Source organism: Pseudomonas sp. GW821-FHT03C07, from assembly GCF_059420925.1.
In genome coordinates this window covers 124,840-150,731 of record NZ_JBWKUQ010000011.1, presented here as the reverse complement: position 1 = coordinate 150,731, position 25,892 = coordinate 124,840, and the positions used below count along the sequence as shown (strand labels likewise).

The window sequence follows — 25,892 nt, the reverse complement described above, 5'->3', positions numbered from 1 at the left end:
AGCGATCCTGCGGCCCACTACACGGCCCGAACGGACCTGTTCGGCGCCAGCGGCGACCCCAGCGCCAGGCAGCGATAGGCGGCCTCCATGACACGCTGCCTGCGTGTGGGGAGTCCGGCTTTCCAGCGCCAGCGAATGACGGACAGCGGAACCGCGAAGAGCAGCCATGCACCGACGCACAGGCCACCCAGAAAGAGCGAGAATGAGTCGTTCTTTCCCGTCACCGCGCCAATGCAGGCCCCCATTGCGAGAATGGCAATCAGCAGAGCGGTCGATGCCAGGACGTAGCGGTATTCGCTTCCGGGTGGGATGCGTGTTGCGGCATAAGGCTCCGAACTGCCTTGCCAGGCGAAGTGCGTGACGTAGACGCAATCGTCTTCCAGGTTGCGCAGGGCGTACACCCGCTGCTCGCCGGTTGATGTGAGCGGCTTATCCAGCACGGCCAGCTCGACGCGGTCCCCTTCGGCCAGGAAAGGTGCGCTCGGGTGCCATGAACGCTCGCGGGTGAGGAACCACATCGATTGACCATTGACGACGAAGCTGTAGGCGTTACCCCGCTTGTAGAGCGACTTCGCCGTCAGCTTCTTCAGCCGTCCCTCGACCCGCTGAATGTCGGGCAGTTCAGCGGCCATCAGCGTGTACCCCGCAGTACTTCACCCTCACCGCTGCCATCAACTGCAAGGTCCGCCTGCGGCTGAAACTCTCCCAGAGATCGCTGCAGGAAAAGGCGATCTGCAACAATGAGAATATCAAGGTTGCCATGGCCAGGGCTCCGACAATCAGAAACGGGAAATTCCAGGCGGATTTGATCTGCAGCCCCAGAAAGAACGCGCCAGCTCCGATCAGGCCGCCGGCTGCGGCCAGCCGCAGTGCGCGCGGCAGCGAGCGCCAGGTCTTTTCGGCGCGCACCTGCGGTGGCTCGGGTGCGATGGGTTGCTGCGCGCCTTGCGGCAGCAGCCAGTCGAGTCTGTGCGCGCCGTCGTGCAGCTCGAAAACGCCAGCCACAACCGGCGTGCGTTGCTCGGCCAGGATCTGCAGCGTCTCGGGGGTGGTGTTCTGCTCGCGCAGGCGAGCGTCGACCACGATACCGTCGAGAGCAAACCGCACTCGGCCGATATCCATCGACGTGGTGACGGCGACCCGGAAGTTGTCGAGCGGGCCTTCGAGCACCTTGATCGCCCGTGCGCGGCGATCCCGCTCGAGGGGAATGAGTTCTTTCATGATTTCAGCCACCTTCACCGAAGCGAATCCATTCGATGGGATCGTCACGCCATGCGGGTATCGCGGCGACGCGTTTATTTTGTTCGTCGCGATTTTCTTCCTGGGGCTCTTCGGGAATGTCCAGTCGCTGCTGCTTGGCCCATTCCGGATAGCTGGCGCTTAGTTCATCCACGTACTTGTGTCTTTCGCTCGCGTGGATGGCGATGCCGTATTGCAGGTCAAGTTCCTTTGGCACTGCGCGCAGGGTGTTGTGGGCCGGCTCGATGACAAAGTCTTCCAGTTCCTTGCCAGTCAGCCGGTCCGCAACGAGGTGCGGATTGTTGATGCGCTCCGGGGTGCGGCCTTGCGGCGGCAGCGCCGCGGCAAGGATCACGCCGTTGAAACCGGGACGCGTCAGCATGCGACGAAGCGCGACCTTTGTCTGGCCGCTGTCGTCGTTGTAGGCCTTGAGGCCGACGTACAGAACATGCTTGCGCACGCTTGCAAACGCAAAGTTGTTCTCGCCGCTGCCAGCGTTCAAGACCGATGGAACCTCCACATGCATCAGTGCGAAAGTCTTGCCGCCGTCCATCGAAAGCTCGATGCGGATGTAGTAGCAGTGGGTCTTCAAGCGTTCTTCCAGCGTGGAGCCGCGAAGGCATTCTTTTTTCAGATCGCGCGAGACGCCGTACTGCAGGAATACCACCACCTGGGGATCGTCGCTCGAATAGCGGATGGGGATGTTGTCCTCGCTGTTCAGGAACACGTCTCCCATTGGCGTGAGCACGCCCGTGCGACGGTCGAAGTAGCGAAGGTTCTTCGACAGCTGACCGCGATAGTCGAGGGATTGCTGTGCCAGCAGATACCGCTCGCCGCCAAGATCGCTCAGAACATATTCAGGCCCTCGGATGGGGTACGCCACGACGTACGAATACTCCATGCCATCATTGAGGGTCTCGACCACACTGGAGCAGGCGCTGAGCATGATGGCCACCAGGACAAGAGCGGCGGTTGCGAAACGACTTTTCAACGGCATGGGCCCCTGCATAAGGCCGGCGGCCGGCAAGGTGGGTGGCTGGTGTGCCAGGGCGCTTTTCGGTCGGGCGTTGCGCTGGCTTTCTCACTCATTGCCGTTGCCCTTGACGTTGGTGCACCCGGCGAGCAGCAGCGCAACGCTCAGTGCGCGAAGGCTGGTGGTTTTCTTCATGTCCACCAGTAGCGCACCAGATGGAAGAAGATCGGCGCGGCGAAGCACACCGAGTCCAGTCGGTCGAGCATGCCGCCGTGGCCTTCGATCATATGGCCCCAGTCCTTGACCCCACGGTCGCGCTTGATCGCCGACATGACGATGCCACCGGCAAACCCCAGCAGGTTGATCAACAATGCGATCAGTGCCGCTTGCCAGGGATTGAACGGGGTAATCCAGAACAGCGCGCCACCGATCAACGAGGCCAGGGTAATGCCGCCGACAAAGCCTTCGACGGTTTTCGACGGCGACAGGTTGGGCGCTATCTTGCGTTTGCCGAACAGCTTGCCGCAGACGTACTGGAGTACGTCGGACAACTGCACCACGATCACCAGGTAAGCGATCAGTAGCAGGTTGCGACCTTCATAGCCGGCAATCTCCAGGGTCAGCAGCGCCGGCACGAACGACACGCAGAACACCGCGATCATCAAGCCCCACTGGACTTTCGACGCCCGCTCGAGGAAGTGCGTGCTGTCACCGCCCAACGAAGCGAGGATCGGCAGCAGCAGGAACACGTAGACCGGAATGAAGATCGAGAACAGTCCGTACCAGTCGCTGTAGATCAGCAGGTACTGTAGCGGCAGCGCCAGGTAGAACGCCGCCACCAGCGCCGGGTAGTCGCTGCGCCGGGTTGGCGTCAGGGTCAGGAACTCGCGCAGGGCGTAGAAGGACACCGCATAGAACAGCAGGATCACCGCGCCGGTGCCCAGCCAGAAGGCGATACCGATCACCAGCACCATCACCCACCAGGCATTGATCCGGGCGTTGAGGTTGTCGATGACCGCGTTCGGCGTGCCACGGGTACGCCACTTGAGGACAAAGCCGATCAGCGAAGCCAGGACCAGGATCATGCCGATCCCGGCGAATAACATCAGGGTCTGCCTATCCATTTCAGTGTTGCTCCGGTGCCAGGGCCAGCAGCGCATCGCGGCTGCGTTGCAGGAAGTGTTCTTTGCTTTCGTCGTCTTCGAGTCGCAGCGGGGCGCCGAAACTGGTGGTGCACAGCAGGGGCAGGGGCAGTACACGACCCTTGGGCATGACCCGGTTGAGGTTGGCGATCCACACCGGAATCAACTGCGCCTGTGGGTAGCTTCGGGTCAAGTGGAAGATCCCGCTCTTGAACGGCAGCAGGCCGTCCTCCTGGTTGCGTGTGCCTTCGGGAAAAATGATCAGCGAGTGGCCTTGTTCCAGCGCATCGAGCATCGGTTGCAGCGGGTTGTCCCCGGGCGCCTTGCGTTCGCGGTCGATCAGCACGCCGTTGAAGACCTGCTTGATGATGTAGCGGCGCAGGGCACTTTTATTCCAGTAGTCGGCGCCGGCGACCGGCCGTGTGAGTTTGCGCAGCGCTGGTGGCAGCGAGGCCCAGAGCAGGACGAAGTCACCGTGGCTGCTGTGGTTGGCGAAGTAGATGCGCTGCTGCGGATTGGGCCCGCAGCCGATCCACAGGCTGCGGGCGCCGGTGATCAGGCGGGCGCCGGAGGTGATGAGAGTGGCAACCACGGGTTCGAACATGACGATTCCTTATCCGGCGAAGGGCAGCCAGGGGCTGGCCAGAATGACGAGCAGTGGCAGAGAAATTTGCACGAGCAGCAACAACGCCTGACGCTTGAGCAGGCCCAGTGCGCCGCGGCTGCGTTCGGTCCAGGGGCGGTTGGTGGATTGCCGCGATTGCAGACCGAGGTCTTGCAATGCCTGGTCCAGTGCCTCGGTGCGCTCGCTCAGATTGCTGGGGTCCTGTGCCATCAACTGGAACAGATCGGCGTCGAAAGCGACGCGCAAGGCCCAGTATTTTTGCAGCAGGCCTGACAGTACCAGCCAGGCGCTGACCGCAAGGCACCACAGGCTGAAGCAACTGAGGAGCAGCGGTGCCAGGCCCAGCAGAACACCGAGTAGGGTCAGCCCCATGGAGAGCTGGTCCAGTGCGCGGCCGCGCCGTAGCAGGCTGGCGAGCACGTGCAATGGCAGGTCAGCGGACATCGATGCTCCTCAAACGGTCGGATGCGTCAATGGGCATGAGGTCGAGCATCGCCTCCAGCGCCTGGCGATGCTGAGGATGCAAGACCACGCCGGGACGTGCCGCGCGTATCAGCGCCAAGGCCTCATCGATCTCTGGCGCTCGACCACTGTGCAACAACCAGGCGGCGAGCGCCGTGGCACTGCGCGAATAGCCCAGGGCGCAGCAGACCAGCAACGGTCCGTGCTGGCGCAGTTCATCGATACTCAGGGCGGCTTCCCGACATTGCTCGGCTGACGGTGTGATCAGGTCCAAAACAGGGATACTGCGATAGGCCCGGCCCTGTGGAGCCAACGGCAGTTCGGCACACAGATCGACGATGGCGGCGAACGAGCCGGCTTGAAGTTCGCGTCGGCTTGGCAGTCGCCCAAGCCAAAGGTCGTCGATAACGTGGTCGGGTTGTGGATGCGATCTTGTCCAGAGCCGCGAATTGATCCAGGCGCCCGCCCGGTAAGGCGCAAACAGCCAGCGTGCCGCCGGGCTCAAGCTGCCGTCGGCGCGTTTCTGGAAACCCTGGGCGCCGAACACCGCGTAATTGAGTGCCACCAGCGCCAGGGCCAGAGCCGGCCAGAGCAACCACAACGCGGCACCGGCGAAGCTGGAGCCGGCGATGGCCAACAACGCCGCTCCCAGCCCGTAGTAAGCCGCAGGGGCGAAGCGGTTGTCATTGCGCGCCAGACGCGCGACGGCCAACGGGTTGGCACGATCGTCCGGCCACAGCCAGACGCACAACCAGCCGGCCAGGGCGCCGGTGGGGAGGTCGATAAAGTGGTGTTGATAGGTGGTCAGCACCGACACGCCGATCAGCGCGAACCAGCCGTGCACCAGCCAGCGCCCGGCACCGCTGAAATGCCGGCGGTACATGACCCACAGAATCACCAGCAAGGCGATATGCAGCGAAGGCGCCTGGTTGAAGGGTTTGTCGAAGCCCGCCAGCACCGCGAACAGCCAGCCGAACACGCCGTCCAGCGGTGGCCGGGTGAAGGTAAAGGTCAGCGGCCAGAGGAGGAAGCAGGACACGGCGATCACCTGGGCCGTCAGCAGGCGCAAGGCGTGTCGATCGAGCTCGCGCTTGCTCCTGGGCAGCAGCAGCGACAAGCCGTACAGCAGGTCGATGGACCAGTAGGGCACGATGGTCCAGGCCCAGAACGGCATGTGGCTTTCCCAGTCGAACACATAGCTGCCGACATCGCTACGCTGGGCGGTGTACCAGGTGGCGAAGCCGTAGCTGGCGAAGAACAACGGCGCCAGCAGGACCAGCCAGAGCACGGCGCGTTTCAGCAGGCCGGCTTCGCGGGGGGTGTTGTTCATCATTGCACGCGTTGCGCCAGGGACACGCTGAAGATCCCCCATTCATCGACCCGTTGAGTGATCTTGCGAAACCCGGCGGCCTCCACCAACTGGTCCATTTCCGCCTGGCTGCGACGGCGCATGACCCAGGCCTGGCCTTGACGGTGACTGGTCAGGGCGCGGGCAATCAGTTCCAGCTGCGGATGCCAGGGTTGCCCGGTATAGACCAGATAAGCGCCCGGTTCACAGGCCTCGGCCAAGCCGGCGAGTGAGTTGCCGACCATCGTGTTGTCGGCGAACAGTTCGTACAGACCGGACACCACCGCGAGGCTCGGCTTGGGCTCCAGTGCGGCGAGGTCGGCGCGGTCAAAGGCGTCGCCCTTGACGAACCGGGCGATATCGCCCAGGCCTTTTTCGACGATCAGCGCGCTGCCGTCACGCACGTTGATATCGCTGTAGTCGCGCAGCAGGATCGACTCGGGCAGCGGCGTCACTCCGTGCAGGGCTTCAAGGATATAGCGCCCGTGGCCGGCGGCGATATCGACGATCCGTACTTCGCGGCCTTGCTCGCGCAGATGGGCCATGGCCAGGCGCAGCAGCTCCTCGACATGCAGCTTGCGCTGGCGGATGCCGCGCCAGCCGATGGAGTTGAGGTAGTTCTGGTCGATCATCCGGCCCAGCGCGGTATGCCCGGTGGGGGTGTTGCGGTAGACGTAGTCCAGGGTACTGCCGGAGTCGAAACCGGTGTCGAAGCCGAGCTTGACCCCGGCCGACAGCTTGCTGCCCAGACCCATGCTGGCGCGGGTCAGACGCCAGTAGAGATCGCGTGGCGAGTTGTGCGGCAAGGGCGCGGCCAGAGACTCGGATTCGGCACAGGTCTCGCCGATGCGATCAGCATCGAGCAGGGCCGGGCGGTTGACCGGCGAGAGGAAGTTCTGTTCGATAAAGCGCTTGGCGCGGCTGACGGCCAGGTGCCGGTCGCGCTCGCCAAGGGTGTCGTGGAAGAAGCCGGGGAGTACGTGCCGTTCTTTTTTCAGGCTGCCCAGGCGCTGGAAGAATTGTTCCTGGGGTTTGCGGTGGACCACGAAGTCCGCGCCGGAAATCAGCAACTGGGTCGGCACCTGGATCGCATTGGCATCGGCGACCACGCGGTCGGCGGCCTCGTAGAGCCCGAGCAGGACATTCACCGAAATGGCCTTGGTGATCAGCGGATCGCTGTCATAGGAGGCAATGCGTTCCGGGTCGTGACTGAGAAACTTGGCCTTGACGTAGCTGTTGACGAAAAAGTTGCCGCGAAAGCGCCGCATCAGGGCCAGGCCCGGGCGAGCGAAAGGCACGTAGAGCTTGACCTTGAAGGCTGGGGAGGCGAGTACCAGGGCGCGGATTCTGGGTGCGTAGTCATGAACCCAGGTGGCGACGATCACCGCGCCGACGCTCTGGGCGACCACCGCGATATTTTCTTCGGCGATCGCGAGGGTAGCGCCGAGGTGATCGCAGAAGGTCTGCACATCCCGCACGCTGGTGGCGAAGCTCGGGCTGTCGCCACGTGCGCCCGGCGACTGGCCGTGGCCACGGGCGTCCCAGGCGAAGAAATCGAACTCCGGCAGGTCGAGTTCGTCCACCAGGTGGGCAATCCGTCCGGAATGCTCATGCCCGCGGTGGAACAGCAGGATGGCCTTGCGTGGCTCGCCGGCGACAGGTGCTGTGGCTGGCCAGTGGCGATAAAACAGTTCAACGCCATCATGGGTACTGAAAGTCTGGGTTTGCTCGTCGCGCATTGCAATGTCCTTTTGCCGGATTTTGGAGAGTGGGGGCTGGGGGCAAATCTCTGTGGCAGCGGTTTTGCGATTCGGGTTATTGGACCGGCTGTTCCGCGATTGTTCCGGCTTCTTTCAAACCTTGTCGTACCCGATTGACCAGCGTGACCAGCAGCAGTGCGGCCATCAGTCCGAACAGGCCATTTATCCATTGGGCATTGATCAGGCCGAAGGCCACGCCGGTGGCAATGACGCCCAGGGCAAATGCGCGATCGCTCTTGCCCATGGGGCCGTCGTAGCGGCGTGAGGCACCGATCATCGGTCCCAGGACGCCGGCATATTCGCTGAACAGCGCCAGCAGGGTCACCAGCAGCACCGCCAGCAGGCTGACCTCGGGCAACAAGGCAAACGGCAGGATCAACGCGCTGTCGGCGACGATGTCGCAGAGTTCGTTCAAGTAGGCGCCGAGCTTCGATTGCTGACCGAATTCCCGGGCGAGCATGCCGTCGATGGCATTCAGGGCCATGCGCAGGATCATCCACAGCGGGATGAGCACAAACACCCCGGCGTATCCGGCGAAGGTGGCGACCACGGCGCCCACCAGCAAGGAAATCACGGCGGCGCTCAGGGTGACCTGGTTGGCGCTGGTGCCATTGTCGAAGAGGCGCTGGACGACGGGCCGCAGCAGGCTCTGGAAGCGAGGTTTGAGTTGGTAGATCGAGGGCATGGTGGCGACGGTCCTTGTCCGGAGGCGGTGAGCGGGGCTAGGGGATTCCTGCGCGCGGGGAGACCGCTTATTGGCAAAACAGGTGGATTATTGCCAGAAATGATCGGTTCTGACATTAGGTTCCGGATAAAAATGTGTGCAAACAGACATATTCAGGAGGCAAACCGATTTTTCCACGACGCGCTCGCGCAAGTGTTGTCCATTCTTGCCAGGCGGCCCAACTTCCTTGAGCCGCCTGGCAAGACTGTCGGCCTTTATGATGGGGTGGTTTCCACGACTTTCAGCCAAGGCCAGCGAGCCTGATAACTCTTCGCCTTGTGCTCGAACAAGTCGGGTTCGCGATGGGCTGGATTGATCCGAAGCAGGCCCTGCTCGATATCGCTCAGGCCGTAGGGTGCATAGACCTCTCCCGTGGCAACATCCAGCCCGATGCAGGTGCCGGCAATGAGGTAACGATCGATACCGTCTTTGGCCGACTCCAGCCGAGCATAGGTCCGCCCGAACCGCTGGGCGTACCAAAGATGGACGCGCGCCTGGTTTTTGATATCGATGTTGACGCCAAGGTCCTGGAAGAGCTTTTGGGTGGCCTGGATAACCTCGTTTTCGGCTTCCCAGGAGAGGTCATTGTCGAAGTAGAAAACGTCGTAATCCTTGACACCCCACTCGGGTGGCAGGTCCGAATGCTGATTCCAGGCGGCCTGGAACAGGCAGCCCGCCGTGAGCATGCATTGACTCAAGCCGAGGGAAGGCAGGCGCGAGGCGATCTGAGCGTTTACCGGGTTAGCCATGGCCAAACTGAGCAAACCTTCGGTGGTCAATGTCATCTTCATTCCTTTGGTGTGGATCCGGTCCAGTCCGCCGAGGATAGCTCAAGGGATATGAGAGTTTGTGACAGGGAGTGTTGTTTACAGGCCATTTTTGGAAAGACATGCCTCGAGTGCCTCAGTGACCAGGGAAATCAAAATCGGGCCTGAACTCGACTGCATTGCTTTTCCGATTTCGGATTGTCGCTCTATCACCTTGCCTGCGTATTTTGAGTCTCGACCTTTAGACGCGAGTGATGACAGTTCTTCTGGAGAGAACGACTTCTCATAAGCGATTGCAAGATTCTGGTCCCATTTCGGCTGGTACTGCGGGAGTAGGGCGTTGATCTCGTGGGATAAGGTAGTGTTGGCCTCGGCATCCCCCAGCTTTGCAACGAGCGTCCCATAAGTTTGCGTGCGCTTGGCGGCCGACAGTGCAATGGCGGCGAGATCATCGCCAGCATGGGATTGGGCAATGAAGCTGCGGGCTGCTTCATTAGCCGTTTCAGCGAAGGCTGCATTTGATAGTGCAAGGAGCAATGTGAAGGCGAGGGTGACGCACAAGGGTTTCGTCATTGTCTGGCTCCTGGAGGATTGCGAATAAGCGTTTCATTATTTCCTGGACGCTCTCTACAACCAAGCCATCACACCACCATGCCGTGAGCAGGTCCCCCGCCGATGTTGGCTAAAACTGTAAGTCTTGTCGCTGCACTTGGCCGTGGCGCCTTCCGGCACTTGATCTGACTTGGTGTGGGCAGGGCTGTGTACGGTGTTCCCGTCTTTATTGGTATATGAACCATGTTCGATCAGCTGCGATTCGTCAGGGGTGACGATTTGGCGATCAGTATCAGACCTGGCGAAAGCAGGCTGGAAAATCAAACACGCGGCAAGCGCCAGGCAGGCGAGTTTCATTGGCTAACCGGTCCTTGGTGTACAGAAGAGGGCGATTCGTATCAGCTTGAGGGCCGAGTATTCCTTTTCATCAGGATGATGGCAATTTGGGATTGCTTTGTCTTTTTCCCAAAAGGACGCTTGTCAGATGGAGGGACTGTTTGTTTTTACCTGGGATTCGCTGGCTTGACGGAGTTCGTCGATCACCCCCATGAACGCCTCGACCAGCAGGCTGCGTCCTTGTGCGCGAGTGAGTACCAGCAGAGGCGCACAGGCATCGAGATCGGTCAGGGGCCGGTAGGTCACGCCTTTTTTCGCCAGGGTTTGGGTGCAGTGGGGCACCAGTGCGACACCCTGGCCGGCGGCCACGAGGGCGATGATCGAGGTGATTTGCCGCCCCGCCGGCCCGGGCTGCAAGGGTAGACCATGGCGTTGGTAGAGGTGCTCGATAATCGTGTTGAGCCCCGAGCCGTAATCGGTCGGATAGCGTATCAACGGCTGCGCACTGAGTTGCGCCAGGGTCACCTCGGATTGCTCGGCCAGTGGGTCGTCGCTGGAGAGGGCAGCCACCAGTTGCTCCTCGCCCAGGGACAGTGAATGGACCTCGGTTTGCCCGCCAGACGGCTGCAGGCGGCTCATGCCGATATCGATGCGCCCGTCGACGATCTGCGCCACCAGGGCTCCTGATGCACTTTCCAGCAACGTCAGTTGAACCTCCGGAAAACGCTCGGCGAAGGCCCGGATGGCCTGGCTGAAAATATCCGACAGGGCAATCGAACTGGCATACCCCAGGACAAGTTGGCCGGCACTGCCAGCCGCCAATTTGCCAGCGATGACGGTGGCGAGGTCGACTTGCTCCAGCACGGCGCGGGCGTAAGGCAGGAAGGTGCGGCCCTGGGGTGTGAGCGATACGCTGCGGCTGGTGCGGTCGAAAAGGCGAAACCCCAGTTCGACTTCCAGGGCTGAAATCTGCCGGGTCAGGGGCGGTTGGGCGAGATGCAGGCGCAGTGCTGCGCGGCCAAAATGCAGCTCCTCGGCAACGGTCAAGAAGTAACGCAACCTGCGTAGATCGAGCATCCTGGTCCTTGGGTATTGATCGGTTCGAATTTGGTATTGGTCTTCGCCAGCCGACGTATTCTATAAAGCCTTTTCGTCATAAAACGAGAGGCTCGGTGAGTTAACACGATGAATGATCTGAAAAGCCAGCTCACATTGGGCGACCCGCAACCCGCCGAGACCTCTTTGCGTCGCCGATCTCTGCTGGCGGCCTGTAGCGCCCATGCGGTGCATGATGGCCTGACCGACGTGATCTATGTGTTGCTGCCGATCTGGCAGGCGCAGTTCGGTATGAGCTACGCGCAGGTGGGGCTGTTGCGCGGTGCCTACTCCGGGATGATGGCCGGTTTCCAACTGCTGGCGAGCCGGGCCGCGAGGCGCTGGGGACGTGAGCGTCTGCTGGTGGGCGGCACGGCATTGGCCGGCTTGGCGTACCTGCTCGTCGGCCAGGCCGGCGGCTTGACGGTGTTGCTGTTGGCGCTGTTGCTGGGCGGATTGGGCGCCAGCACCCAGCACCCGTTGGCGTCCTCGCTGATCACCGATACCCACGAGGCGGGCGGTGGGGTCAAGGAGGCGCTGTCGCAATACAACTTTTCCGGCGATATCGGCAAGACGTTGCTCCCGGGACTGGTCGGTCTGCTACTGACGGTTGTCAGTTGGCGTGCCAGTGTCACGCTGATGGGCGTGCTTGGCCTGGCGGCGGCCGCGCTGCTGTGGTGGCTGGTCCCGACATCGGCGCTCAACTCGCTCGGGCCGCGCAAAACCTCCACGGCCCTGACAGGGAAAGGTTCCGCCGACGGGCTGCGTGCGTTGCTGCTGACGGGCACGCTGGACAGTGCGGTGCGCATGGGCTTTCTCACCTTCCTGCCGTTCCTGTTGAGCAGCAAGGGAGCCGGGACGGCGGGCATCGGCCTGGCGTTGATGCTGTTGTTCGTGGGCGGTGCGTTCGGCAAGTTGTTCTGCGGTTACCTGGGGGCGCGTATCGGCATGATGAAAACCGTGTGGCTGACGGAGTCGGCTACTGCGCTGTTGATCGTGCTGGCGGTGTATCTGCCGCTGTCCGCCATCATGGCGATGCTGCCGTTGCTGGGGCTGGTCCTGAACGGGACATCGTCGGTGCTCTATGGCGTGGTGCCGGAGTTGTCGGAAGCGGGCAAGCGCGAGCAGGCGTTCGCGCTGTTCTATACGGGGACCATCGGCGGTGGGGCCCTGGCTCCGGTGTTGTTCGGCGGGCTGGGGGATGTGACGGGTATCCCGGTCGCGGTGATGACCCTGGCGGCCACGGTGCTGCTGACGTTGCCATTGTCCTGGTGCGTACAGAGCGCTTTGGCACGCTGAAAGCACGGTATTCCCGTCGGGAATGCGCGCATGAAAATCATGCATTTTATTTATGGCGCCGAATCTCGTAGCGTGTCCTCTCCCGCCTATGGATATGGAGATGTGTCGTGAGTGATTCTCGCCTGCGCCTGTACGTTGATGCCCAATTCACCAGCCCTTATGCCATGTCGGATTTCGTTGTGTTGCGGGAAAAGGGCATCGACTTTGATGTGATCCCGCTGGACCTCGAGACCTTGGAAAATCAGGCAGAGGACTACGCCAGCCTGTCGCTGACCCAACGGGTACCCACTCTTGTGCATGGCGACTTTGCCTTGTCCGAGTCGTCGGCGATTGCCGAATATCTGGAAGAAACCTTCCCGCAGGTGCCGGTTTATCCGCAGGACCGTCAACAACGTGCGAAGGCTCGGCAGATCCAGGCCTGGCTGCGCAGTGACCTGATACCGATCCGGCAGGAGCGCTCCACCGTGGTGGTGTTCTATGGCATCAAGTCGGGGCCCTTGTCGCCGGCGGCCGAGGCGGCGACGCGCAAGCTGTTCGCGGCGGCCCTGGCGCTGCTGGCGGACGGTCGCGAGCACCTGTTCGGTCAATGGTCGATTGCCGATGTCGACTTGGCGCTGATGCTCAACCGGCTGGTACTCAACGGTGATGTGGTGCCGCCGGTCCTGGCGGAATACGCGCGGCGCCAATGGCAACGGCCGGCCGTGCAGGAGTGGGTCGGGTTTCAGCGTCCTGCGCTGTAGTCGCGGCGTTGTACAGAGTCTGGATGAAATGGGATCTTGAAAACACCGCAAAAAATGTAGGAGCCGGCTTGCCGGCGATGAGGCCAGTAAGCCTTGCACCGTCTGTTCGGTTGCCATCGCCGGTAAGCCAGCTCCGACAAAATCGATGCTCACCTTTTCTTGACGATCAGTGCAACGGCCAGTGCGACGACAACCAGCGCCAGTGCCGTGGCGAAGGTCGCTTGCAGGCCGCTGGCGACGGCCTCGGGGGCTGCGGTGCTGATGTCGGCGGCCTTTGATGCGAGCACAAACACCGCGCCCAACGCCGATGCGCCAGTGATCAGACCGAGATTGCGCGACAGATTGAGCAGGCCGGAGACAACGCCTCGTTGTTGCGTGCTGACCTCGCTCATGACGGCGCTGTTGTTGGCGGCCTGGAACAGGGCATAGCCGAAGGTGACGACCACCAGCGGGCTGATATAGCCGCCCAGACCAAGGGGTTGCGGTAACAGCGATAATGCGAGGCAGCCGATCGCCATAGCCATCAACCCGGTAACGCTCATACGCTGTGCGCCAAAACGATCCGCCAGTCGGCCCGCCGGTACTCCGGTCAGTGCCGAGACGCAGGGTCCGGCCGAGAGCGCGAGCCCGACCGAGGCCGCGTCCAGCCCGAGTCCTTGCGCCAGATAAAAGGGCCCGACCACCAGCGTCGCCATCATCACCGTCGAGACCAACGCACTCATGAGCAGACTCCCGCTTAGCTTGAGGTCGCGGAACATCGCCAGGCGAATCAGCGGTGAGGCCACTTTCGCCTCGGTGAGCACGAACAGGCCGAGGCCAAGGACCGCCGCGGCCAGCAGGCTGATATTGAGTGGGCCGAAGTGACTGCGTCCCAGTGTCATGGCCAGGGCATAGGCCGCCAGTGTCAGCGCCAGCAGCAGGGTGCCCAGTGGGTCGAAACCGCTTCGCCCGCGCGCAGGTCCCTGACGATCCTCGGGCAGATGGCGGTAGCCGAGGGCAAACGTCAGCACGCCCAGCGGCACGCAGATCAGGAAGAGTGCGCGCCAGCCCGGCCCGGCGATCAGGAAACCACCCAGCGATGGGCCCAGGGCAGTGCCGACGGCGGACATGCTGCCGAGCAAACCCATGGCGCTACCGGTCCTGGCCTTCGGCACTGTCTCGCCGACAAACGCCAGGGTCAGGGCCATCATGATCGCCGCGCCGACGCCTTGCAGCGCCCGGGCGCCGATCAGCAGGCCCAGCGTGGGGGCGCAACCACATAGCGTCGAGGCCAGGGTGAACAGGGCGATGCCGGTCAGTAGCAGGCGCCGCCGGCCGCTGAGATCACCCAGCCGCCCAACGCTGACGATCAGGGTGGTAATCGTCAGGAGATAGGCGAGGACGACCCATTGCACACTCTGGAAGGAGGCGTTGAACACCTGTGCCAGGGTGGGCAGGCCGACGTTGGCGATGCTGGTGCCCAGGGACGACAGCAGCATTGACAGTGACAAGCCGGCCAGTGCCCAGCGCGCCGAAGCTGTATGCGGCTCGGCGTCCGTCGCGAATTTGTCGGGTTCTGCAAGGATCGGTTTCATGCGGCTTCTCTTTTCGGCCACTCCCAACGTGGAGCTGTCGGAAATCTACGCCGGCGCCTAATATGGCGGAAGGCGCATCATTTGCACTGTACTCGTGCGTTTGGCGCGCTATCCGATCCAGCCATGCCAAGGGGCGGTCCATGGCCACACCTGATCTCAATCTACTGGTCACCCTGGATGTGCTGCTGGCCGAAGGTAGTGTGGCGCGCGCGGCCCGGCGCTTGCACCTCAGTCCCTCGGCGATGAGCCGGGCGCTGGCGCGTCTGCGGGAAACCACCGGCGATCCGCTGCTGGTCAGGGCCGGGCGCGGTCTGGTGCCTACTCCCCGGGCGCTGGAGTTGCGCGAGCGAGTCGCGCAGTTGGTGCAGGACGCCGCAGCCGTGCTGCGCCCTGTCGGGCAGTTGGATCTCAAGCAACTGGTGCGCACCTTTACCTTGCGTACTCGTGATGGTTTTGTGGAGAACTTCGCTCCTGCGCTGCTGGCGCGGATCGCTGAAGAGGCGCCCGGAGTGCGCCTACGGTTCCTGCAGAAACCGGACAAGGACAGCGCACCACTGCGCGATGGCGGTGTCGATCTGGAAACCGGTGTGGTGGGCAGCAGCCAAGGTCCGGAGTTGTTGACCCAGGCGCTGTTTCGCGATCGTTTTATTGGCGTGGTGCGCCGGGAGCATCCGCTGAGTCAGGGGGAAATCACCGCAGCCCGCTATGCGGCTGGCCAGCATATCGGCGTTTCGCGACGAGCACTCGACAAGGGTGCCGTCGATGAGGCGTTGGAGCGGCTTGAGCTTTGTCGTGAGGTGGCTACGTTTGTCGCCGGATTTTCGACCGCACTGTCACTGGCCCGGTCTACCGATTTGATCGCCACCGTGCCCGAACGCCACACAGGTAACCTGCGTACCCGTATGCACAGCTTTGAACTTCCGTTCTCGCTGCCGACGTTCACGGTGGCCATGCTCTGGCATCCGCGGCTGGATGCCGATCCCGCACATCGCTGGTTGCGCGGGTGCCTTCGGCAAGTCTGCGCGGGGCTGGAGTGACTCAGTTCAAGGTGAACTTGATTAACATATCGTAAGCCAGCTTGAGCAGGGGAATGGTGATGCAGACGAGCAGGATGCTGAGCTGCCAGCGCAGGATCTTGTTCTGTGAGTCCATTTCAGCAACAGATACCTGGAATTTTGCACCCTGTTCTGTAATGGCGGATCGCAGTTCTGCGCCTTGTTTCGTCATGGACTCTCGCAGTTCCGCACCTTGCTTCGTCATGGCTTCTCGCAGTTCTGCGCTTTGCTTCGTCAAGGACTCTCGCAGTTCCGCACCCTGTTCATTGATCAGTGCACGCAGTTCAGTGCCCAGTGAGCGAACTTCTGAGCCCAATTGCGTAATCGACGCTTGCAAGTGTGTCTCTGTTCGGAGCAAATCAGACTTTGTCGCGAGTTTTTCCATATCCGACTCCCAGGCATTTACAACCGCCTTGGCCTTGTCCGGGGGCACGCTGATGGTGGTCAGTGCGTCGTATAAGTTCATCGAGAGCTTCATCGTATCTCCTGCAAGGGACAAGTGACCAGAAGGCACCGCCTGGCGGCAGGCTCCGGTCAAAAGCGAGGGCTGGGCAGGCGCTGTCGGGGGCAGCGGTCCAGGTTCAGATAATCGACGCAAAGCTATGGAGTGGAAAGTCGGACATTTCCTATGGAATAGCAGGACCGGGCCTGGCTTTTTGCGCGCAAATCAACGTGGCTGCCGGGGATGCAGCCAGTCGATGACTCGCGATTGAGCTTAGTCGCGCAGCATGCTGGTGCCGTACTCACGGAAGCTGCTGCCCAGGTTCGAGCCGCCAAAACTCTGGGTGACGGGGTGGCTGTCATAATGTTGATTACAGCTTTCGGTATAGCAGGCGCTGTTGCTGGTCATCGTGCTCGTGCCGGAGCAGGCGCCCAACAGCAGGGCGCTCAGCACCAGCGCGGCTTTGACGAGGTTCGGCTTCATGGTTCGGTTTCCCCAGGCTGGATGCGATGCACGAATAATACCTTGTCCATCTTACGCCGCTTGAGCGTTTTGCTGGATGAAACATTTCGCCTGTGGGCAAAAGGCTGTACAGGGGAGTTTTCTTCAATACCGCGCCCCGTGCGCATGGGTACCTTCAGCGTCGATATCCATTCATGCAGAAGGTAGACGATGAGCATCCTTGTTTCCATGGCGGCCTTTGCGCTGGCCTCTTCCATCACCCCCGGCCCGGTCAATATCGTGGCGCTGAGTGCCGGTGCGCAGTTTGGCTGGCGTGCCAGTATGAGGCACGTGACCGGCGCGACCCTGGGCTTCACCCTGTTGCTGGTGTTGATCGGCCTTGGGTTGAATGAACTGCTGCTGTTCGTGCCGAGCCTGACCCGGGGGATCCAGTTGGCCGGGGTGGCGTTCCTGTTGTACATGGCCTGGAAGCTGGCAGTCGACGATGGTGGCCTGAATACCCGCCAGCCCGGCAAACACCCGACGATGACGGTCGGTGCGGTGATGCAGTGGCTCAACCCCAAGGCCTGGCTGGCCTGCGTAGCGGGGATGGGTGCATTTGTGGCCAATGGCGAGGCGCATCTGGTGTGGCAGTTCGCGGCGGTGTATTTCGTGATCTGCTATGGCTCGATTGCCTGTTGGGCGTTCGCCGGGACCTTTTTACGTCACTATCTGGACAACCCCAAGGGCATGCGCCTGTTCAACCGGCTGATGGCCTTGCTGCTGGCACTCAGTGCGATTTACCTGTTGCTGCCTTGAGGCGGATCAACCGCGATATTGCCCCGGTGTCGCGGCCAGGTGTTGCTTGAAGGCCCGCTGGAAATGCGCCTGGTCGGCGAAGCCGGCCTCCAGCGCGACGTCGGCGATCAGACCGCCACGACGCAGCTGGTTACGCGCGTACTGGATGCGTCGGTTGACCAGGAACGCGTGGGGCGTCATCCCGTAATGCTGCTTGAAGGCACGGGTCAGGTAGGACGCCGACAACTGCGCGGCTTCGCAGATGTCCTCCAGCTTCAGGGCTTCGGTGCAGTGTTTGTGAATATAGGCCGCGGCCCGCTCGAGCTTCTGGTTGATCTCCCGGGCCGGTCGTGGCGCCGGGTTCAAGCGGTGCTGCAGCAGGGTGAAGAACTCGACCAGGGCGCACTGTTTTTCCAGCAGCGCGAGGTTGTCGTCCACCAGGGTTTCGTACAGGCTGTTCAAGCCATCGTAGAGTGCCGGATCGCTGGTGTGGGGTGTGGAAAAGGCCCGGAAATCCAGATCCGGGCTGAACCCCAGTTCATGTTGCAGCGACGTCAGCCAGGCCATTTCGACATAGAACATGCGATAGGCCCAGGGCTGGTCTTCGATGGGGTTGCAGGCATGCACCTCTCCCGGATTCATGAGTACCACGGTGCCGGCTGCGACGCGCCACTGGTTCTGCTCGTTGATATAGGTGCTCTGGCCTTGGGTGATCGCACCGATCGAGAAGTGTTCGTGGGAATGCCGGGAATAGCAGACCTTGCGACCGTCCTGGATCGAGCGGGCCTCGATGAAGGGCAGGCGTTCATCCCGCCAGAAGTAGGGGGCCTTGTCATCGGGGGGGGTTGGGGACGATTTACTCATGAGTGGGTCCGCTGCGGGATGATTCGGGGTGGCGACTGGTCTGAAGCGTAGCGTTTTCCTGCAGAAGCCGAAGCGGTTCCGGTATTTCCAGGTTTTGCCAAGCCTGGGCATGAGCCACCGCTGTTGCTGTCAGCCAGAGGTCTGCTTGCGGCTGCAAGCGTTCGAACGGCCATTCCAGTATCTCTTTCAAGGCGATCTTCACACGAATGCCCGGGTCGGAGCCATCCCGCAGGTCCCAGTCCGCTTCGAACTGGCGCAAGTGCAGGGCGTCGCCGCCAAAGTCGATAAATTGCGGTCGGTTGCCCAGCCAGCCAGGGGCGGTGCGCAAGGTGCGCGCCTCGACGTCCAGCAGCAGGAGTTTCCAGGCGCGGCGATTGTAGCTGTCGGCGAAGTCGCGGTGATCGAGATACAGTCGGGTCAGCGCCAGGTAACGCCCCTTTGGCGACCAGGCCATGGAGGGCGCCAGGTCCGACAGGGCGCAGCCGGAAGCGGTCAGCAGGTGCCCGCCCAGGCGAGCGGTTTGGCCACGGCCCAGGTCATCGCCGTATTCGGTGCTGGTGCCGAACAGCCAGGCGGCGTCCTCGCCGGTCGGGGAGGGCTGGATAAACTCGCCTTCGGCGGTGGCGATCTGTGGCTGCTGAACCAAACGCCAGGCGGGCAAGCCTTGCAGGTCGTTGGCACTCAATTGCAGTCTGCGCAGCTCGTAGTAGAGGCGCGAGGCTTCGCGGTATCGGCAGAACTCGGCGGCCTGGGAGGCTTCAGGCGCCGCTTCGGTAAAGCGTTGCAGCGGCGTGCTGGCGACGTCCCGGGGCAAGCGCCCGACAATCACCGCAACGCTCAGTGTCGTGGCCCTGAAATCCACCAGGGCGGCTACCCGCATCGGCGGACTGTCGATCAGTCGACGTTGCCGGGGATCGGCCACCACCGCACAGTTGGACACCGCCGGATACAGGGCAAACGGCAGCAGTGCGAGATAGTGGGAGCAGTCGCTCACGCGATGATCCAGGCGCCAGAGGCCGGGCAGGGTCCAGTCGCCGATCTGGCACTGGTAGCCGACGGATTCGCCCTGGTCGACCTGGACCTGGTTGAAGCGGGCACGGCGGCCATCGGCCAGTGGCTCTGATTCAATGCTTACGCTTGCCGCGCTGCCGTCGCTGTCCAGCGGCAGGATCAGGCGGATGCGCGGCCTGTTCCATTCGGCAGTCTGTTCGCGGCCCAGAGGGCCATGGCCGACCAGGATGTGTGAGTCGCTGTGGATACTGTGCAACTGGTAGCCGTAATGTCCATTGTCGGGTTGCGACAGCGGCAGTTCGCTTTCCAGCCAGACCTGCTGCTCGTCCAGCGCCAGCGGTTGGCTCCAGTATCCGCTGGGGCCGCGGTCGGCGGCGCTCCAGGGACTGCGCAGGGCGCGCCAGCCAAGGTTCTGCCGCCAGAGCCAGAGCGCCCGCTGTGGCTCTGCTGGTCCGCGTGTGTTGGCGATACAGACCAGGCTGCGGCTGTCCGCGCTCCAGACGATCGGCGTCTGGGCCGTGATCAGCAAGGGCGAGGGCACGCCATCGAGGCTGAGGCGGTAATCAGGATGCTTGACCGGTTCGGTCGGTTGCTCCAGTTCCCGCAGGTTGACGGGCAGGGTCAGTTGGCCTTCCAGAAGATGTTGGCCATCGGGGGAGCGGGATTCGATCTGTTGCTGGGCCTGGGCTTGTTGCCAGTTCCCCGGTTCCAGCCAGAGATCGCTGACCGGGAGCAGGTCGATGGCTTCGGCGTCTTGCAACAAGTCTTCGACGGACTGCTGGTGGGAGCCGTTGTCCACCAGCGGGCTGTAACGCCCGCCCAGGCCTTGCTCGTTGAAGGTGTCCAGCTCCCAGAACTGGTCGGCCTGGCAGCGATAGAGGCGACGCAAGGGACGGTCGAGGATTACCAGGCCCCAACTGCTGCGCGACGGAATGGGCGCAGCGAAGTAGCGGGCGTCACTGGAAAAGCGCGCCGAGGCGCCGAGCCCTTCGAGCAGGATGCCGTCGGGAAACAGGTAGTCGCACATCACCGGGCCACCCATGGCGATTTCGCCCTGATTGAATACCCGGATCGGCTCGCCTTCGGGCGTCAGCGTTGGCTCCTGGCCACCCCAGGCACTGGCCCCGTTGCCGGGGGGTGGGTTTTCCGTGCGGGGTTTGACCAGGCCCAGGCGCCTTTCCCAAATGCTCACGCAAGCCAGCCCGGGGAAAATCGTCAGGACCGCGGCGGCGATATTCCAGTATTCGGGCAGTGCTCGCCCGAGGCTGAAACCCAGGCCGAAGACTGCCGAGATCATCAGCCGGGCAAAGGCCCGTCCGCCTTTGGGCCAGCCGAGTTTCACGCAGGCCCACATCGCCCCGGCGCAGGCGAGGACCACGGCCAGGGCGAGGAATGGCGGGAGGATCGTCACGAAGAACATCGGCACCAGCAGTACCAGAAGCTGCCCCAGCAGCTCAAGCAGCAGACGACCGATGTTTTTGCTTTCGCGGGGTGGGGTGCGGGCGGCGCTCACGGATGACGTCCTGTACGACGGAGGCGGAGCGCGATTATGCCGGTTTGGGCGCGCGGCGGCACCTTTGGACTTATGGCGGTGGGTTTGACTCTGCTTGCGGCGGATCGAGCAAGGCAGTCGAAGTCACATCGCTGCCAGCGAGGCAGACTGACGGGCCCAGTTCAGCCAGGTGATAGGCGCGCAGGAACAGGCACTCAAGCACGACAGCACGTGGCCCGAAGAATCGGGCCACGTTATCAGGGCTTACTTTGCCGCTTGGGCGCGGCTCTTGAGGTTCTTGTCGGCCTTGTAGCGCAAGGCCACATCCGGCACGCCGCCGCTCTTGCCGGTTTCGATCCAGTTGCGAATCCGGCTGGCATCGGCGAAATGGGTGTACTTGCCGAATGCGTCGAGAATCACCAGGGCCACCGGGCGGCCGCCCATGTTGGTGACGAGCACCAGGCAATGGCCGGCCTGGTTGGTAAAGCCGGTCTTGGTGATCTTGATGTCCCAGTTGGCTTTATTGACCAGATGGTCGGTGTTGTGAAAGCCCAGGCTGTAGTTGGGCTTGCGGAACGCCACGGTCTTTTCCTTGGTGGTGCTCAGCTCGCTCAGCATCGGATAGTGACGTGCGGCCATCAGCAGCTTGCTGAGGTCGCGGGCGGTGGAGACGTTGTGGATCGACAGACCGGTGGGCTCCACATAATGGGTGTTGATCATGCCCAGGGACCTGGCCTTGGCGTTCATCGCCGCGATAAAAGCCGCATAACCGCCCGGGTAGTGGTGGGCGAGACTGGCCGCCGCCCGGTTTTCCGACGACATCAGGGCGATCAGCAGCATTTCCTTGCGTGGCAGCTCGCTGTTGAGTTTTACCCGGGAAAACACGCCTTTCATTTCCGGGGTATCGGCGATGTTCACCGAGATGTACTGGTCCATCGGCAGCTTGGCGTCCAGTACCACCATGGCGGTCATCAGCTTGGTCACCGAAGCGATTGGCACGATCACGTCCGGGTTGCTGGAGTAAAGGGTCTTGTTGGTTTGCAGGTCGACGACCAGGGCGCTGCCGGAAGCGACTTGCAAATGACTGGTGTCGCGGGGCGCGGAGACGGTTTCGCGGGCTTCTACGCTGGGGGTGATAACGGCGCCTGCCAGGACAAAAACCAGGCCGAAAATGGAATGACGAATGTTCACGCGGATGGACTCGCAAAAAATAATGGGTAAACCGTTGGCAACGGGTCGTTCTAAAAAAAGCGTTACATTTTATGAATATAGTTCAGAAAGTTGCCATACCTCTGTAGATATTGGGCTTAACTGACACAAAATTTACTCTTGTACCAATTTTGTACCAATTCTCTCTTCGAGCTTCCCGATCTCGGTCCAATCCGTGGTTGAGCTAAGCCAGCGTGCATAGGTCGATAGGAGGACCTGAACGCTATGTCCTAACTGGCCGGCGATGAACGCTGGATTCATGCTGGCCATAAGACACATAGTAGCGTACGTATGGCGGCAGTTGTATGGATTGCGGCCCCTTATTTTCAGGGCTTCCAGGGCCTTGGCGAAGTGACTGGATGGGGTCACGACGCGCCTGATGTATTCGGAGCTTCCTGATGGCTGGAACACGTATTGAGATGACTTTCGGACGCGCCGAAGGTCATCGTCGCGCGCCCTGGCCATCTCCTCTGCATTGGTCAGGGCGCCCAAGGCGCGACTGTTCAGCATCACCGTCCTCGCGTAAGCGCCTTGAGCCTGACGATTCCTTGGCCGCTATAGCGGCTGACTTTGAAGGGGAGGGAGTGGGGGGCAGATGTACTCCTTACGCGCCCAGGCGACCTTTGAAGGCAAGTCAAATGTAGTGGCGTCCTTTGGCGGAGACCTTGATCTTGCCTGTTTGCTTGTTCCAGCTAATCAAGCGAAGCTCTTGCAGGATGGTGGTCAGTGTGTGGCCGTCATCCAGAAAACTGCCGTGTGCGGTCTTGGAGAACTGCCGCGACAACCCTTCAATCTGGTTCGTCCGCTGATCCGCTGCGTCCAGGTGCCGTTGCAAGGCATCACGCCCGGCGACCGTCCGTTCCAACAGGTTTGCCAGGCCCTCGATATGCTCTTTTTCAGTCAGCCCGATGTTCGGTTTGGTCGTGGCGAAGTTACGGGATTAATCGAGCGCTGCCTGGATGTTTGACGCGACTTTGTTTTCTATGTTCATCGGAATAAACCTCAGCAGAAATCGATATTAGAGGGCGCAATAAATGTGTCTAGGCTGACAACTCGCCACGGAATAGTGGGAACCAATCCGCAACGCGATTGGCTCAAGGAGGTAGAAATGGAAAGCTCAGCACTGAAAGACGAGTGCAAAAAATGGCACGGCTTTTATCTAAAGGGCCAGAAGTGGTGGAGTGTGGCGCACCACGTTGCAGTTTTCGGGACAATCATTTGCAGTATCGCAGCGGGAGCCATTATCCAAGCAGAGCCGGATCGCTTTAAAATAATCGCGTCTACTCTGACGGCAGTTGCAGCCGCTTTATCCGGTTTGTCAGCTTCCGGAGGATTTGAAAGGAAGTGGCGTAGCAACAGGCTAAGCCGGAGCCGTATAGATGGTTTACTGCTGGACTTGGAGAACAATCCAGCTCCCCTTGCAGATCCTCTTTTCGATCCGGTAAAACAGCTGAAAGAAATAATTTTTCAGCATGACCAGGACATAGTTATTGATGAATCGAAAAAACCTTGAAGCGCCCATCTGTCAATACGTTTCGCGCTCTTCCTGGTAGGGCAGCCCCATGCTCGGCTGGTTGCCGTTGGGCGCGGAGGGGAGTGCATGCGAGTGGTGTCGGATAAGAGGAAATTGCTGTTAGCCGTCGAAGTGCAGCGATCTGCTAGGATTCAGGGCGCTAGGCGATAACGAGAAAGGTAAATCGCCTGTGCCCGGATTGAATGACTACTTAGGGAAAAGCCATGTCGGTCGACGCAGTTACCATCCCCTGTTTCGCGCAGATGTTGCGATCCTTATCATCCATGCTGTCTACGGGCGAGACTTACGCTCGTGAGCGCGGCTACGATCCGCAAGTTCTACTTGAGTCACGGCTTGCACCAGATATGCACGATCTGGCCCGGCAAGTTCAGCATGTTTGTACTCAGGTGCAGGAGGCTGTTCGGCGGCTTGCAAAACAGCCATTGCAATCGCTCGATCCTCCCGAAAACTTTGCTGCAGCGAAGGCGCTGATCGAGGCTGCTCTGGCAGTTCTTGCTTCGGCGGATCGCACCCAGATTGATGAAGGCGCGGAGCGCCAAATCGTGATTGAGTTACCAAATGGCATAGCTTTCGATATGACCGGTAGTGAATACGCGGTGAACTGGGCCACGCCACAGTTCTACGTTCACCTAATCACGGCATATAACATCCTGCGCCATAACGACGTACCCCTCGGGAAAGCCGATTACGTACAGCACATGTTCGCCTACCTGCGACAGTAATTGCTCCACTGAGCACTATTCAGGCGCTTGAGCGGGTCGCTGGAAGCACTGAGAGGCAGCGAGTGAAATCGGTGCTTCGGTCATACGGCCAGGGCTGCACATTCAGCTCGGCGTACGATTCGCACATGAGCTGTTCGCCTATCCGTGTTCTTCGAGTGGCGGTAAAAAACCCTTAAAAAGTAAGAAGAATTTAAGGTTTTCCCTGAGTGATGGCTATTTAATTGTGTATCCGGCCTGATACGTGGTGGTGTGGGCCTCGCGCACCGATTAGCATCGGTACTTGCGGCGTAACCGGCGCGATCCAATGACTCAGGAGTCTGGCAATGCCGAAGGGTTTGATCAGCAGGGATTACCTGCCCATGGTGGTCTGGGCGGGAATGGTGGCGGTGCTGTTGCTGGGGTTCGCCTTCTTCCCTAAATCGGCGGACTGGTACGGCTGGATCCAGGCCGTGGGCCTGGTGGTCGGCCTGATGGTGGCCATCAGTGTGCCGGCGATCCAGCGCAAACAGGAGTTCCAGGAGCAGCGCAAGCAACGCCGTGAGCGTGAGGTGGGTTACGCGCGGCGGTTGCACTATTTCGGCATCGAACTGCTGGACCTGTTGGGGCGTATCAGCGCCAACCTGGCTCACTTGCGGGCCACGGACCGGCATCGCTGCCAGCGTACCCTCGAGGATTTCCTGCAGCGCCTGTTCGAGTCGCACAAGCACGACCTGAACGACGACCGGATCGTCATCAGCCATGAGCTGCGCCAGGTCACCCAGGCGCTGATCGACGAGCTGGAAAGTGGGCGTAGCGACCGCGTGGTGATGATCGAGTTGGAGAAACGCTTGCAGAAGCTCACCCACCGGGCCCAGGTCAATGCCGCACTGGCCGAGCGTGGTTGATTAGCGCTGGCCCATAAAAAAGCCCGCAACGAATGCGGGCAAAGGGGTGTGCGGAGCAACGCACGTTTTCGGGAATCTTGGGCCGCTCAGGCGTTCAGTGCATGCAGGTTGATGCTTTGCGACGAAGCCTTGGCCGCCGGTAGCGAGGTGAACGGTCCGCTGATCGGTACACCGTCTCGAACCAGGTACCAGCAGGCGAGCAGGCCCAGCTCTCTGAGCGAGGCGGGAACGGCGCTGCCGATAACCGACATGATTTGTACCTTGGCCATGAGGACCTCCATCAATCTGTGGAGCTACCTTAAGGCCCGGTCCGGTCTGAGGAAAATCATCGCGCTCGATAGTGGACATCGACGAGATCGACTGGCTGCAATAGAGTGCGTCAGTCGACGACCTGATCGAGCATCTTCAATACTTCCTGCTCATTCAACAGCCCCTTGTGGACCAGGTTTTCGGCCAGCAACGAGAGAAATTTGGCCGTGCGGTGGCCTTCGAGCTGCTTGAGCTCGGTAAGGGCGCTGTAGACCTTGCTGGAAGTGCAGAGGCCGGCGGTGCGGTGCGGGTTTTGTGTAGGCATGACTCGTCCTTGTTCTTATCAGTCAGCCAGATCTTGCTGATCGGGCATGGCATAAATATGACAGTCGTGTTAATGCCCATCCTGGGCGACGACAGGTCACATCATGCCTTTTATCGAGGGCGGGCGGTTGTCTTGCCAGCGACCTTTGATAGCGCAATTCAGACATTCGTGCGCGGATCAGGCAAAAAAAGCCCCGCTCTTGCGAGCAGGGCCTGGGTGTTCTGCCTGTC

Annotated in this window: 30 protein-coding genes; 8 read left to right on the top strand and 22 right to left on the bottom strand. The window is 61.2% G+C overall.

Going from position 1 to position 25,892, the window contains the following annotated elements:
- Window positions 1-17: 17 nt before the first annotated feature.
- The 13 genes from AC07VG_RS21260 to AC07VG_RS21200 all read right to left on the bottom strand — a co-directional run bounded on the left by AC07VG_RS21260 (window position 18) and on the right by AC07VG_RS21200 (window position 11,005).
- On the bottom strand, window positions 18-632 hold the full coding sequence (locus AC07VG_RS21260; protein ID WP_495021837.1) for a hypothetical protein: 615 nt from the start codon (window positions 630-632) through the stop codon (window positions 18-20).
- On the bottom strand, window positions 622-1,221 hold the full coding sequence (locus tag AC07VG_RS21255) for a hypothetical protein (RefSeq protein ID WP_495021836.1): 600 nt from the start codon (window positions 1,219-1,221) through the stop codon (window positions 622-624). The genes AC07VG_RS21260 and AC07VG_RS21255 overlap by 11 nt, the downstream gene beginning before the upstream one ends.
- Before the next feature lie 4 nt (window positions 1,222-1,225).
- Complete coding sequence (locus AC07VG_RS21250) at window positions 1,226-2,236, bottom strand: hypothetical protein (RefSeq protein WP_495021835.1); 1,011 nt, start codon at window positions 2,234-2,236, stop codon at window positions 1,226-1,228.
- A 167-nt stretch (window positions 2,237-2,403) separates the two neighbouring features.
- Window positions 2,404-3,336: a phosphatidate cytidylyltransferase gene (locus tag AC07VG_RS21245; RefSeq protein WP_100942822.1), complete on the bottom strand. Its 933-nt coding sequence runs from the start codon at window positions 3,334-3,336 to the stop codon at window positions 2,404-2,406.
- 1 nt (window position 3,337) lies between these two features.
- Complete coding sequence (locus AC07VG_RS21240) at window positions 3,338-3,958, bottom strand: lysophospholipid acyltransferase family protein (protein WP_495021834.1); 621 nt, start codon at window positions 3,956-3,958, stop codon at window positions 3,338-3,340.
- A 9-nt stretch (window positions 3,959-3,967) separates the two neighbouring features.
- On the bottom strand, window positions 3,968-4,423 hold the full coding sequence (locus tag AC07VG_RS21235) for a hypothetical protein (RefSeq protein WP_495021833.1): 456 nt from the start codon (window positions 4,421-4,423) through the stop codon (window positions 3,968-3,970).
- A complete protein-coding gene (locus AC07VG_RS21230; protein WP_495021832.1) occupies window positions 4,413-5,774 on the bottom strand; it encodes a phosphatase PAP2/dual specificity phosphatase family protein in 1,362 nt (453 codons plus the stop codon). Before AC07VG_RS21230 ends, AC07VG_RS21235 begins: the two co-directional genes overlap by 11 nt.
- On the bottom strand, window positions 5,771-7,528 hold the full coding sequence (locus tag AC07VG_RS21225) for a bifunctional alpha/beta hydrolase/class I SAM-dependent methyltransferase (RefSeq protein WP_495002049.1): 1,758 nt from the start codon (window positions 7,526-7,528) through the stop codon (window positions 5,771-5,773). Before AC07VG_RS21225 ends, AC07VG_RS21230 begins: the two co-directional genes overlap by 4 nt.
- A 76-nt stretch (window positions 7,529-7,604) precedes the next feature.
- A complete protein-coding gene (locus AC07VG_RS21220) occupies window positions 7,605-8,234 on the bottom strand; it encodes a CDP-alcohol phosphatidyltransferase family protein (protein WP_495002048.1) in 630 nt (209 codons plus the stop codon).
- 254 nt (window positions 8,235-8,488) lie between these two features.
- Complete coding sequence (locus AC07VG_RS21215) at window positions 8,489-9,058, bottom strand: nucleotidyltransferase family protein (RefSeq protein WP_495002047.1); 570 nt, start codon at window positions 9,056-9,058, stop codon at window positions 8,489-8,491.
- 81 nt (window positions 9,059-9,139) lie between these two features.
- Window positions 9,140-9,613, bottom strand: coding sequence for a hypothetical protein (locus tag AC07VG_RS21210; RefSeq protein WP_495002046.1), 474 nt, complete (start codon window positions 9,611-9,613; stop codon window positions 9,140-9,142).
- A 54-nt stretch (window positions 9,614-9,667) separates the two neighbouring features.
- Window positions 9,668-9,949: a DUF3761 domain-containing protein gene (locus AC07VG_RS21205; protein ID WP_495002045.1), complete on the bottom strand. Its 282-nt coding sequence runs from the start codon at window positions 9,947-9,949 to the stop codon at window positions 9,668-9,670.
- A gap of 123 nt (window positions 9,950-10,072) precedes the next feature.
- A complete protein-coding gene (locus tag AC07VG_RS21200; protein WP_495002044.1) occupies window positions 10,073-11,005 on the bottom strand; it encodes a LysR family transcriptional regulator in 933 nt (310 codons plus the stop codon).
- Between the two features lie 108 nt (window positions 11,006-11,113).
- Between AC07VG_RS21200 and AC07VG_RS21195 the strand changes: the two genes are divergently transcribed.
- Together AC07VG_RS21195 and yfcF are read left to right on the top strand one after the other, a co-directional pair.
- Window positions 11,114-12,322 (top strand): MFS transporter, encoded by a 1,209-nt coding sequence (locus AC07VG_RS21195; protein ID WP_495021831.1) that lies wholly within the window; start codon window positions 11,114-11,116, stop codon window positions 12,320-12,322.
- A gap of 107 nt (window positions 12,323-12,429) precedes the next feature.
- Window positions 12,430-13,062: a glutathione transferase gene (gene yfcF / locus AC07VG_RS21190; protein WP_495002042.1), complete on the top strand. Its 633-nt coding sequence runs from the start codon at window positions 12,430-12,432 to the stop codon at window positions 13,060-13,062.
- A gap of 149 nt (window positions 13,063-13,211) precedes the next feature.
- Here yfcF and AC07VG_RS21185 read toward each other — a convergent pair whose 3' ends face one another.
- Window positions 13,212-14,636, bottom strand: a complete 1,425-nt coding sequence (locus tag AC07VG_RS21185; RefSeq protein ID WP_495002041.1) for an MFS transporter — start codon at window positions 14,634-14,636, stop codon at window positions 13,212-13,214.
- A gap of 140 nt (window positions 14,637-14,776) precedes the next feature.
- Between AC07VG_RS21185 and AC07VG_RS21180 the strand changes: the two genes are divergently transcribed.
- Complete coding sequence (locus AC07VG_RS21180; protein ID WP_495021830.1) at window positions 14,777-15,673, top strand: LysR family transcriptional regulator; 897 nt, start codon at window positions 14,777-14,779, stop codon at window positions 15,671-15,673.
- A 1-nt stretch (window position 15,674) separates the two neighbouring features.
- Here AC07VG_RS21180 and AC07VG_RS21175 read toward each other — a convergent pair whose 3' ends face one another.
- The 3 genes from AC07VG_RS21175 to AC07VG_RS21165 all read right to left on the bottom strand — a co-directional run bounded on the left by AC07VG_RS21175 (window position 15,675) and on the right by AC07VG_RS21165 (window position 16,813).
- Entirely contained in the window at window positions 15,675-16,169 is a 495-nt protein-coding gene (locus tag AC07VG_RS21175) for a DUF1640 domain-containing protein (protein ID WP_495021829.1), read from the bottom strand.
- A gap of 237 nt (window positions 16,170-16,406) precedes the next feature.
- On the bottom strand, window positions 16,407-16,616 hold the full coding sequence (locus AC07VG_RS21170) for a hypothetical protein (RefSeq protein WP_177094172.1): 210 nt from the start codon (window positions 16,614-16,616) through the stop codon (window positions 16,407-16,409).
- Window positions 16,613-16,813, bottom strand: coding sequence for a hypothetical protein (locus tag AC07VG_RS21165; RefSeq protein ID WP_495002038.1), 201 nt, complete (start codon window positions 16,811-16,813; stop codon window positions 16,613-16,615). The genes AC07VG_RS21170 and AC07VG_RS21165 overlap by 4 nt, the downstream gene beginning before the upstream one ends.
- On the opposite strand from AC07VG_RS21165, the gene AC07VG_RS21160 reads away from it, so the two are divergent.
- Complete coding sequence (locus tag AC07VG_RS21160; RefSeq protein ID WP_495002037.1) at window positions 16,806-17,393, top strand: LysE family translocator; 588 nt, start codon at window positions 16,806-16,808, stop codon at window positions 17,391-17,393. The genes AC07VG_RS21165 and AC07VG_RS21160 overlap by 8 nt on opposite strands.
- A gap of 6 nt (window positions 17,394-17,399) precedes the next feature.
- Here the strand turns inward: AC07VG_RS21160 and AC07VG_RS21155 are convergent, their stop codons facing one another.
- From AC07VG_RS21155 to pbpG, 3 genes are all read right to left on the bottom strand, one after another.
- Window positions 17,400-18,236: an AraC family transcriptional regulator gene (locus AC07VG_RS21155; protein WP_495002036.1), complete on the bottom strand. Its 837-nt coding sequence runs from the start codon at window positions 18,234-18,236 to the stop codon at window positions 17,400-17,402.
- Window positions 18,229-20,760 (bottom strand): hypothetical protein, encoded by a 2,532-nt coding sequence (locus AC07VG_RS21150; protein WP_495021828.1) that lies wholly within the window; start codon window positions 20,758-20,760, stop codon window positions 18,229-18,231. The genes AC07VG_RS21155 and AC07VG_RS21150 overlap by 8 nt, the downstream gene beginning before the upstream one ends.
- Window positions 20,761-21,003: 243 nt before the next feature.
- A complete protein-coding gene (gene pbpG, locus AC07VG_RS21145; RefSeq protein ID WP_495002034.1) occupies window positions 21,004-21,930 on the bottom strand; it encodes a D-alanyl-D-alanine endopeptidase in 927 nt (308 codons plus the stop codon).
- 613 nt (window positions 21,931-22,543) lie between these two features.
- Here pbpG and AC07VG_RS21140 point away from each other — a divergent pair.
- From AC07VG_RS21140 to AC07VG_RS21125, 4 genes are all read left to right on the top strand, one after another.
- On the top strand, window positions 22,544-22,915 hold the full coding sequence (locus tag AC07VG_RS21140) for a hypothetical protein (RefSeq protein ID WP_495021827.1): 372 nt from the start codon (window positions 22,544-22,546) through the stop codon (window positions 22,913-22,915).
- Window positions 22,916-23,056: 141 nt separating this feature from the next.
- The gene (locus AC07VG_RS21135) at window positions 23,057-23,461 is read left to right on the top strand and encodes a hypothetical protein (RefSeq protein WP_495002032.1); all 405 of its coding nucleotides are present in this window, start codon (window positions 23,057-23,059) and stop codon (window positions 23,459-23,461) included.
- 224 nt (window positions 23,462-23,685) lie between these two features.
- Complete coding sequence (locus AC07VG_RS21130) at window positions 23,686-24,204, top strand: DUF1993 domain-containing protein (protein ID WP_495021826.1); 519 nt, start codon at window positions 23,686-23,688, stop codon at window positions 24,202-24,204.
- Window positions 24,205-24,527: 323 nt separating this feature from the next.
- Window positions 24,528-25,088: a hypothetical protein gene (locus AC07VG_RS21125; RefSeq protein ID WP_495021825.1), complete on the top strand. Its 561-nt coding sequence runs from the start codon at window positions 24,528-24,530 to the stop codon at window positions 25,086-25,088.
- A gap of 86 nt (window positions 25,089-25,174) precedes the next feature.
- On the opposite strand, the gene AC07VG_RS21120 is transcribed toward AC07VG_RS21125, so the two are convergent.
- Together AC07VG_RS21120 and AC07VG_RS21115 are read right to left on the bottom strand one after the other, a co-directional pair.
- A complete protein-coding gene (locus AC07VG_RS21120; protein ID WP_495002029.1) occupies window positions 25,175-25,357 on the bottom strand; it encodes a hypothetical protein in 183 nt (60 codons plus the stop codon).
- A 110-nt stretch (window positions 25,358-25,467) separates the two neighbouring features.
- Window positions 25,468-25,662, bottom strand: coding sequence for a hypothetical protein (locus AC07VG_RS21115; RefSeq protein ID WP_495002028.1), 195 nt, complete (start codon window positions 25,660-25,662; stop codon window positions 25,468-25,470).
- Window positions 25,663-25,892: the final 230 nt, after the last annotated feature.

Excerpts from the sequence above, each read along its gene's own strand:
- AC07VG_RS21260 (WP_495021837.1), bottom strand. The coding sequence starts at position 632 with ATGGCCGCTGAACTGCCCGACATTCAGCGGGTCGAGGGACGGCTGAAG.
- AC07VG_RS21255 (WP_495021836.1), bottom strand. The coding sequence starts at position 1,221 with ATGAAAGAACTCATTCCCCTCGAGCGGGATCGCCGCGCACGGGCGATC.
- AC07VG_RS21250 (WP_495021835.1), bottom strand. The coding sequence starts at position 2,236 with ATGCCGTTGAAAAGTCGTTTCGCAACCGCCGCTCTTGTCCTGGTGGCC.
- AC07VG_RS21245 (WP_100942822.1), bottom strand. The coding sequence starts at position 3,336 with ATGGATAGGCAGACCCTGATGTTATTCGCCGGGATCGGCATGATCCTG.
- AC07VG_RS21240 (WP_495021834.1), bottom strand. The coding sequence starts at position 3,958 with ATGTTCGAACCCGTGGTTGCCACTCTCATCACCTCCGGCGCCCGCCTG.
- AC07VG_RS21235 (WP_495021833.1), bottom strand. The coding sequence starts at position 4,423 with ATGTCCGCTGACCTGCCATTGCACGTGCTCGCCAGCCTGCTACGGCGC.
- AC07VG_RS21230 (WP_495021832.1), bottom strand. The coding sequence starts at position 5,774 with ATGATGAACAACACCCCCCGCGAAGCCGGCCTGCTGAAACGCGCCGTG.
- AC07VG_RS21225 (WP_495002049.1), bottom strand. The coding sequence starts at position 7,528 with ATGCGCGACGAGCAAACCCAGACTTTCAGTACCCATGATGGCGTTGAA.
- AC07VG_RS21220 (WP_495002048.1), bottom strand. The coding sequence starts at position 8,234 with ATGCCCTCGATCTACCAACTCAAACCTCGCTTCCAGAGCCTGCTGCGG.
- AC07VG_RS21215 (WP_495002047.1), bottom strand. The coding sequence starts at position 9,058 with ATGACATTGACCACCGAAGGTTTGCTCAGTTTGGCCATGGCTAACCCG.
- AC07VG_RS21210 (WP_495002046.1), bottom strand. The coding sequence starts at position 9,613 with ATGACGAAACCCTTGTGCGTCACCCTCGCCTTCACATTGCTCCTTGCA.
- AC07VG_RS21205 (WP_495002045.1), bottom strand. The coding sequence starts at position 9,949 with ATGAAACTCGCCTGCCTGGCGCTTGCCGCGTGTTTGATTTTCCAGCCT.
- AC07VG_RS21200 (WP_495002044.1), bottom strand. The coding sequence starts at position 11,005 with ATGCTCGATCTACGCAGGTTGCGTTACTTCTTGACCGTTGCCGAGGAG.
- AC07VG_RS21195 (WP_495021831.1), top strand. The coding sequence starts at position 11,114 with ATGAATGATCTGAAAAGCCAGCTCACATTGGGCGACCCGCAACCCGCC.
- AC07VG_RS21185 (WP_495002041.1), bottom strand. The coding sequence starts at position 14,636 with ATGAAACCGATCCTTGCAGAACCCGACAAATTCGCGACGGACGCCGAG.
- AC07VG_RS21180 (WP_495021830.1), top strand. The coding sequence starts at position 14,777 with ATGGCCACACCTGATCTCAATCTACTGGTCACCCTGGATGTGCTGCTG.
- AC07VG_RS21175 (WP_495021829.1), bottom strand. The coding sequence starts at position 16,169 with ATGAAGCTCTCGATGAACTTATACGACGCACTGACCACCATCAGCGTG.
- AC07VG_RS21170 (WP_177094172.1), bottom strand. The coding sequence starts at position 16,616 with ATGAAGCCGAACCTCGTCAAAGCCGCGCTGGTGCTGAGCGCCCTGCTG.
- AC07VG_RS21160 (WP_495002037.1), top strand. The coding sequence starts at position 16,806 with ATGAGCATCCTTGTTTCCATGGCGGCCTTTGCGCTGGCCTCTTCCATC.
- AC07VG_RS21165 (WP_495002038.1), bottom strand. The coding sequence starts at position 16,813 with ATGCTCATCGTCTACCTTCTGCATGAATGGATATCGACGCTGAAGGTA.
- AC07VG_RS21155 (WP_495002036.1), bottom strand. The coding sequence starts at position 18,236 with ATGAGTAAATCGTCCCCAACCCCCCCCGATGACAAGGCCCCCTACTTC.
- AC07VG_RS21140 (WP_495021827.1), top strand. The coding sequence starts at position 22,544 with ATGTACTCCTTACGCGCCCAGGCGACCTTTGAAGGCAAGTCAAATGTA.
- AC07VG_RS21135 (WP_495002032.1), top strand. The coding sequence starts at position 23,057 with ATGGAAAGCTCAGCACTGAAAGACGAGTGCAAAAAATGGCACGGCTTT.
- AC07VG_RS21130 (WP_495021826.1), top strand. The coding sequence starts at position 23,686 with ATGTCGGTCGACGCAGTTACCATCCCCTGTTTCGCGCAGATGTTGCGA.
- AC07VG_RS21125 (WP_495021825.1), top strand. The coding sequence starts at position 24,528 with ATGCCGAAGGGTTTGATCAGCAGGGATTACCTGCCCATGGTGGTCTGG.
- AC07VG_RS21120 (WP_495002029.1), bottom strand. The coding sequence starts at position 25,357 with ATGGCCAAGGTACAAATCATGTCGGTTATCGGCAGCGCCGTTCCCGCC.
- AC07VG_RS21115 (WP_495002028.1), bottom strand. The coding sequence starts at position 25,662 with ATGCCTACACAAAACCCGCACCGCACCGCCGGCCTCTGCACTTCCAGC.